Here is a 7,532-nt window from a genome sequence, read left to right as displayed (position 1 = left end):
CGACGCGGGCGGAGGCGCCTTCGAGCTCGGCGAGGCCTTCGGCGATGTCGAGTTTGTCGAGGGCAGCCTTGGCGCGGATGATCGCGGCGGAGTCGTTGGCGGTGACGGCGCGGGCTTCGATGGCGGCGGCGGCGCCGGCACCGTCGAGGCGGTCCATGTTGGCTTCGGTGGCGTGGCCGGCGTTGGCGCCTCTGATCACCGCTGCACCGGTGTCTTCGTTGTCGACTTCATCCCAACTCAGCATTGAAATACTCCTTCCTGGTCTGTGCTGACGGTGTGTGAACCCGTCCAAAAATAAGTGATTTGCAGGCTTCAAGGCATTGAAATACTGCGCATAGTGTGGTCAGCGTTTTACGAGTTCGCACACTATGTAGTGGTTGTTTGTTGGCGTGGGCACACTATATGGGGTGTGATCAGCATGGTCAACGGACAACGTGTGCGGTTTTAGGTCGCTGCCAGGCGCACCTGTGGTGGCAAAGCCTGGGTTCACTGGCCTTTGATGCCCGTATGAACGCCCCGTTGAAAAGAACGTGGTGTCTCGTCGCGATATTAATTAGAATTAATCTCATTTGAGACTCAATCGCGCTGCGCAGGTTGCTTGCCATGAATGATGCTGTTGTCCCTTCGCACGCCGCCGAACCGACGTTATCGAGCCTGTATCGCGACCATCGCAGTTGGCTGGAAAGCTGGCTGCGGCGGCGCCTGGGCAATGCCTGGGATGCGGCTGACCTGAGCCAGGACACTTTCGTGCGGGTGCTCGCCAGTGCCCAGCCGCTCGGGCAGATGCAGGAACCGCGGGCCTATCTGGTGACGGTGGGCAAGCGCCTGCTGGTCAATTTTCATCAGCGCCGCAGCCTTGAGCAGGCTTATCTGACGGCTCTTGGCAACCTGCCGCCAGCCTGCGTGCCATCTCCCGAGCAGCGCTGGCTGGTGTTGGAAACCCTGCAAGCCCTGGATGAATTGCTCGACGGCTTGCCTGCACTGGTGCGCCGGGCGTTTCTCTGGAGTCAGCTGGACGGCCTGGGCTATCGGGAGATTGCCGAGCGACTTGAGGTGTCGGAGCGCACGGTCAAGCGTTACATGGCGCAAGCCTATGAACATTGCCTGCTGGTGGACCTGTGAACCGTGAGGTTGCGCGAGCGGCCGCGCAATGGCTTGCGCTGCTGGAATCGGGGTCGGCCACTGAACGCGATCATGCCGCGTTGCAGCACTGGCGCGACAGTCATCCGCAGCACGAACACACCTGGCAGAAAGCCCAGGCCCTGCGCCAGCGCTTCAGCGCGCTGCCCCAGGCGTTGGCGATGGCCAGCCTCGACCGCCCGCAAGTGGGGCGGCGGGCGTTGCTCAAGCGTGCGTTGGGCGTGGCGGCGCTGGTGCCGACGGCCTGGTTGATCAGTCGCCAGTTGCCTATAGATAGTTGGCGCGCCGACCTGCACACCGCCACCGGCGAGCGCAGGCGCCTGCCGTTGGCCGAGGGCGGCAGCCTGCAACTGAATACCGCCACGGCCGTGGATGTGGACCCGGCGCAACGGCGCATCACGCTGGTGGACGGCGAACTGGCGCTGAACGTGCCGGGCGCACACGCGATGACGCTACGCACGCGCTACGGCGAAGTGCGGGTCAGTCAGGCCGAGGTGTGCGTGCGCGAACTGGCTGCCGGCTGCCGGGTGTCGGTGCTCAAGGGCCGCGTGCAGGTGCGCGACGTGAACGGGCAACTGGCGACGTTGCAGGACGGCCAGCAAGCGCCATTGAGCGCCGGCGGGCTCGGTGCGTGGGTGCCGTTCGATGTGCTGCAACTGGGCTGGCGCGACGGCGTGCTGACTGCACAGAACCAGGCGCTGGGGGATTTTCTGCGTGAGCTGGCGCGCTATCGCCCAGGCGTGTTGCGCTGGGCGCCGAACCTGGAGACGTTGCGGGTGACGGGCAGTTTTCGCCTGGATGACACCGACCGCATCCTCAGCCTGCTGGCCTCGAGTCTAGGGTTCGAGGTGCAGGCGCGGACGCGGTATTGGGTCACACTCACTTGAAGACACTGGCGATCAAAAATGTGGCAGTTGTTTTGTTTCGTTTCGACGGAAGGTTTCAGACACTGGGGCCCAGCAGGCTGACGGCTTCGCGTGGTTGCAAGGCCAGCCCACGCATGTTTACGTGGTTTCGAGCGGAGAAGGTTGTAGTGGGGAGGGCAAGCTGTTGATCGACTGTTGGCGGTGAAACAGCTTCGATATACCCATATGGAATAAACAAATAGTTATATATTCCTTTTAATGTTTTTGTGGGTGGCGCACTTTGAGGCTCTGCACATTCGTGCAGATCGACCTAACAGCCAAAAGGAAAGCCGACATGACCATTAAAGCGATCAACGTGCGTAATCAGTTCAAGGGCGTGATCAAGGAGATTCTGCTGGGGGAAGTGGTGTCGGAAATCGACGTGCAGACCGCGTCCGGCATCGTTACTTCAGTGATCACCACGCGCTCGGTGCGTGACCTGGAGTTGAAGGTGGGCAGTGAAGTGATTGCCTTTGTGAAATCGACTGAAGTTTCCATCGCCAAACTCTAAAGACTTGCGTAATTCACTGTAGGCGCCCGCTTGCCGGCGATGGCGGCCGCAAATCAGTCTCCGTAGCGGATCACCCAAGGGCTGGTCGAGGGATGTGTGATCGTCCAGTTTTGTCGGGGCGGCGCTGTTGACGCCGAGGCTCTGGTCGCCGGTGTTCTGGTTGGCAACTACGCCGCAGAGGGACTCGAAGTCCTGGCTGAGTTGAGCCTGTCGGAATATTCAAAGGGTGCATGGTTTTTATGAGCGTTGGTGCAGGGCATAAAATAAGATAAATGCCTGGAACTTAGTAAGGGGGCGCTGCCGGTAGTCAAACAGTTTGGGAGTGTCGTTGTGGGTTTCGACCTTCTTACTGTTGGCGCTGTTTTTGAGCCGCGTATGGAGCTGCGTACCGATCTTGGGTGGAAGGGAACAAGGGCATTGGTCGCGCGTATTCTTTAGTGTTTGAGTTTCAGGCGTTCAGTCGAAATATATTGTTTCAAACGACAATGACGGTAAACAGATAAGTCTGACAGTTGAATGCTTTTTGCTTTGCTAGTGTTTTCCGATCAGGGCATTCATCTATACAGGGAGGTTTAGTCGATAATATCATACCGGAATTACTCATGAATATATCTTCTTCTGCGGGTGTGTCGTTTCGTTTAGACGATGAACTTACTCGAGATCCTTCAGCTCCGCATGACACCCTACAAAAGTCACCCGGGCATAGTCGTGTACGACGTGAGGATACGGAACCGACGTCTCCTGTTTCCATTGTGGTTAAGGATGAGGATGTATTAAAAGTAGTTCATGATAAGGTAGTACAGGCCAAGGCCAGTCCTGATTCCAGCGCTTACTTGAAAGGCTATAACACACCCTCGTCCGTTTCTCTGCCAGGTTATTCAGCCCCAATGAGCGACTTGGAACTCCTTCGATTGGCGGTGGATCACCCCACAACACCCGAACAACTGGGGGCGATACAACGCCTGAGTGAACAGCGCGTTATCGGTGATACTCAAGCCAATGTCAGTCTGTTTTCGAAAGTGATGTCGGGCAAAGGCGTGAAAGTGACGCCGATGTCTCAAAGTTACTATCTTTCGATGATCAACAGATTGTCGCCAGGGCAATGTTCAGGTATCTCACATCTTCTTTCGTTGGCCGTCGCTGAGGGCAAACAACATGTTTTTTTGGGAAATGTTTTCCAGGCGGTTGCCAATCCGGACGATCCTGAATCGCGGGAGTTTTTCAACAAGCTGGCTGAAGTCCATGAACAAACAAAATACATTGAACTTGCAGCTGATCCCAAAAAATCCGTACTGGGTCCGTATACTGATATTGCACCTAGACTGTTGGAATCGAAAACCACTCAAACGCTGCTGATCAGCGGGGAAAATCATCGTGTCAGTGCCGGTGTGATGGTGGACGCCAATAATAATCGAACTTACTACTTCGCAGAGCCGAATTACGGGTTGGTGGAGTTTTCTTCTTATGAGCTTTTTGAGGAGGGGTTGAAAAAAGTATTTGCAGGGTCTGAACTTAAAGGCTCTTTTAAACCCATGGAGGAGGGGGGTTACTTTAGTTCTCCGAAATACAAAATCAGTGTGTTTGATCCCGATTATATTTCTGATGTCTCTCCTGCCCAAAACGACGTCAGGTTTATGTACGACGCCCCTTTGGGCGATCTTGAAAAAATTAAGGTGATTGATACTTCCCGCCTGCCGTTGGCTGAACATTTTCGGGGCCAGACGTCGACTCCGGAACCCGCAGTACAGGTGGACTATGAGCACGTCGTAACGGGACTGGAAAAACTGCACGTTTCCAAAGGGATGTCCCAGTATCACCAGACGAAAGCCGTTTTGGGCCATGTGCAGCAATTTATCGAAAATCATCCAGACTCTTATCAGGTCTCGGCGATGAAGGCGCTTGAGCAAAAACTGATAAATGCAATTAATGAGGCCGCCGCGCCCGTTAAATTTCCCTCCGTTTTTGAACGTATGGAAAACGACCGTATCGGGCTGGCTAAGGATAAGCTCGGACCAAAAAAACAGGTTAAAACTGAGTACCGCCCGTATGCGAAAATTAATATCACCACTGATGCGAACAGTGACCCGAGCAGGTCAAAGCAAGTGGCAGACGGTATCAGTACTGCCCTGCAGACGATTGACCAGAGCGACCCGAATACTTGGAAGTTGATAGGTGCGGATATATCCGTGGTCATTGCCAGGCCGGGCGATCAAGCAGAAACACAGATACGTTTAGGTCGCGAACCCACGTTGATCATTGGTGATGACTTTTTTGCATCGCCTTCCGCGAGTAACAACACTGTCGCTGATAGAGTGGGTCATCAAGCAAAGGCCAATGGCGGGGACGGTATAGCCCAGAAGCAGGTCGCACTCATTGCCGGAAAATTCGGGTTGCTTAGCCACTACAGAGCCCACCCCAATGAATTTCTCGCGACAATAGACAACAAAGAGCCTTTTCGCGAAAGCGGCCATCAACTCAGTACGCGTGCGAGCAGAACTCCCCTGGATTTTATGGAGCAAAGCTTTACTGCGCGACTCTACGACGGAAAACTCGACAGCCAGGCGCAGGCCTCGCTCGACAAACTGCTTTCCCCGCCACGCGACGCGCCACAAAGCGTTTCTTCTACACCGTCCACCCCCGCCGCACCGATTGACCCGGCGCAAGTCGAGCGCCTGCAAAAACTTGATGTAAGTCATCCCCCTGTACGCATTGGTGAGTTGAACGTAAGTCGTGTCGAACTTTATAAATTGGGCGCCAGTATCGATGGCAAGCCTATTGAAAATCCGCTGCCCGGCGATGCGGATAGTCACCAACTGATCAACAAAGTACAGATCGACCTTGAAAAATTTCAGGCTCATTTGAAAGGGAGTTCGAGTGACGTCGGCGATCGCGTGACAAACGTAATCGCTGAGATCGGCGCTCACCGCAGTACCGACAGTGCGCCGCTGTTCCGTTCGGCAAACAGCGGACCTGTACTTGAATCGCTGCAAAACTCAGTGCGGGATTTATCTGTACAACATGCCCAGATAAAGAAACTTGAGCAAAGTAAAAAGCCTATACCCAGCGATTTTTTCTCCCCGGAAACGCCCGGCAAGTCGGGGGCAAAAAATAACGCCGCGGGACTGGGGTTTCAGGCGTTCGGCACATTCCAAACGCTGCGCAGTTCTATAGAGAGTCTTCAGAATGGCGATACAACGGAAGGGGCCGTTGGTCTGGGCAGTGTTGCGGCTGAATATGTCGGGATGGGCGTGGAGGCGGGTCTCAATAAGGTGGCGCAGAAGACCGCCAGTCGTGTGGCACCGACAATAGTCAACTTTAAATCCTCCAGTATTGGAAAGATGGTTGGGAGGGTCGGCGGTGGGGTTGCTGCGACCATCACGGTTCCTTTTGATATCTACAATGCCGTCGATTCGTTCAATAAAGCGGCTGCCAGTACCGGTAAAGAAGCTCAGGATCACTACGTTAACGGTGCGTTCTCAGTCGCTGGGGCTGTTACTTCGATCACCTTGGGCGTTGCATTTATGGCGGGCGCCGCTGCTGCCGGACCGGCCGGACTCATCGTTGCGGGGGTCTTGATGGCTGCTCAATCGATTTACTCCGCTGTCCGTACTGTAGAGGAAATTGATCAATATACGCCGCTGACCGACGGGCAAAAATTCACGATTGGTGTTAAGTCGTTTCTGGGCTTTGAACCCGGATTCGATGTCATAAAACCCTATCTGGAAAAGAAATATGCCGACGAGCACGAACAGCAGAGCAAGGTTCGTTATCAAGCGTTTTTGGACGGTCCAGGTAAAGAATATTTTGAACGCGTGGTGTACGGTTCTGCCGATGTTGAGGCCAAACTGGTACCGGGTAAGGTCCCGCTCACGCCCTCACTTTGGTATTCACCTATTACCTGGCTGTTGAACTTGATCCCGGTCAATGGTCAGGTACCTCATGTCGAAATCGCGGGGGGTAATGATCATATTTCAGGTCATAAATCATGGAACGGTAAGCCTATAAACGCCGTGGAAGGCCTGCCCGGGGAGACCAAGGCCACGCTTTGGGATATGGGCGACGGGGATGATTGGGTGACAGGGATAGAAACCAAACCCAACTACTTTTTATTGGGCGCAGGCAAAAAAGGCGTTAGCGGGGGGAACGCAGACGATACAGTAGTGCTCAACGCTGATGCGCGCCAGACATTGGCACAGGCTGAACAAGTCTCCACAACCGATAAGGATGGTTTCAGTCCTCGACAGACGTCACTCAATGGCGGCGGAGGACGTAATACGCTGTCATTTTCCGGCGCTCTAACGACCCCCTATAAAGAAGATGGAGCGGACAAAGTAGCCCGATACGCGGGGCACGTCGTTAACTTCAAGACGAATACGATCTCGATAAAAACCCAGGAATCGAATACGGAAGGGGTGAAGAAAATCGCGCATTTCCAGTCTTTTTCCAATGTGACTACGGTTGAACGAGGGCAAAGTTTTATCCAGGGTAATGATGAGAACCATATGTTCACGCTCAACGGTCAAAAAGATGTGTTATTCACCGGCAACGGCGCGAACGTTATTATCATCAATGGTGGTGCCCGCATCACGGGAGAGGGCGGCAACAATACCTATATCGTGAACAGAGCGGTCGAGAACGTGATTATCGAGGACCCGGGCAACAGTATCGTCAGGTTGGACTATTCAGCTGCGCAACTCTCTGGCTGGCGTGTTTCGCCCACCGGTGATTTATCCGTTGATACGAGCGGCGATACGCCGTGGAATAGCCGCGCACTTGTCTTCAACAATGCCTTTTCCAGCGATACGGAGGATGATCGGGCACGACCAATGTTCATCACCAACGACGGTGTGACTATGGTGATAAATGCGCCACGCCAAGCGGGCTCATCCATCCGGACTGTGCAGGTGAGCAGCGTGAAGGTTGAAACTGGTAATCCTCAAACCTGACGCACGCCCAAGGGTGGGCCAACACCATCG

Annotated in this window: 4 protein-coding genes and 1 pseudogene; 4 read left to right on the top strand and 1 reads right to left on the bottom strand. The window is 54.5% G+C overall.

The features are described 5' to 3' along the window. Positions 1-244 (bottom strand): annotated as a pseudogene (locus TU80_RS24250) (ribonucleotide-diphosphate reductase subunit beta); the annotation flags it as partial. Between the two features lie 359 nt (positions 245-603). Between TU80_RS24250 and TU80_RS24245 the strand changes: the two are divergent. The 4 genes from TU80_RS24245 (at position 604) to TU80_RS24230 (ending at position 7,502) form a co-directional block, all read left to right on the top strand. Next, positions 604-1,122, top strand: a complete 519-nt coding sequence (locus tag TU80_RS24245) for a sigma-70 family RNA polymerase sigma factor (protein ID WP_057005549.1) — start codon at positions 604-606, stop codon at positions 1,120-1,122. Next, entirely contained in the window at positions 1,119-2,027 is a 909-nt protein-coding gene (locus TU80_RS24240) for a FecR domain-containing protein (RefSeq protein ID WP_057005548.1), read from the top strand. Before TU80_RS24245 ends, TU80_RS24240 begins: the two co-directional genes overlap by 4 nt. 313 nt (positions 2,028-2,340) lie before the next feature. Continuing rightward, positions 2,341-2,556, top strand: coding sequence for a TOBE domain-containing protein (locus TU80_RS24235; RefSeq protein WP_003173733.1), 216 nt, complete (start codon positions 2,341-2,343; stop codon positions 2,554-2,556). Between the two features lie 602 nt (positions 2,557-3,158). Continuing rightward, positions 3,159-7,502, top strand: a complete 4,344-nt coding sequence (locus TU80_RS24230; RefSeq protein ID WP_234427195.1) for a hypothetical protein — start codon at positions 3,159-3,161, stop codon at positions 7,500-7,502. Positions 7,503-7,532: the final 30 nt, after the last annotated feature.

Origin of the sequence: Pseudomonas veronii (genome assembly GCF_001439695.1) — a bacterium.
GTDB lineage: Bacteria > Pseudomonadota > Gammaproteobacteria > Pseudomonadales > Pseudomonadaceae > Aquipseudomonas > Aquipseudomonas veronii.
The sequence above is the reverse complement of the archived record's forward strand: the minus strand, read 5'-3'. Positions and strand labels throughout refer to the sequence as shown.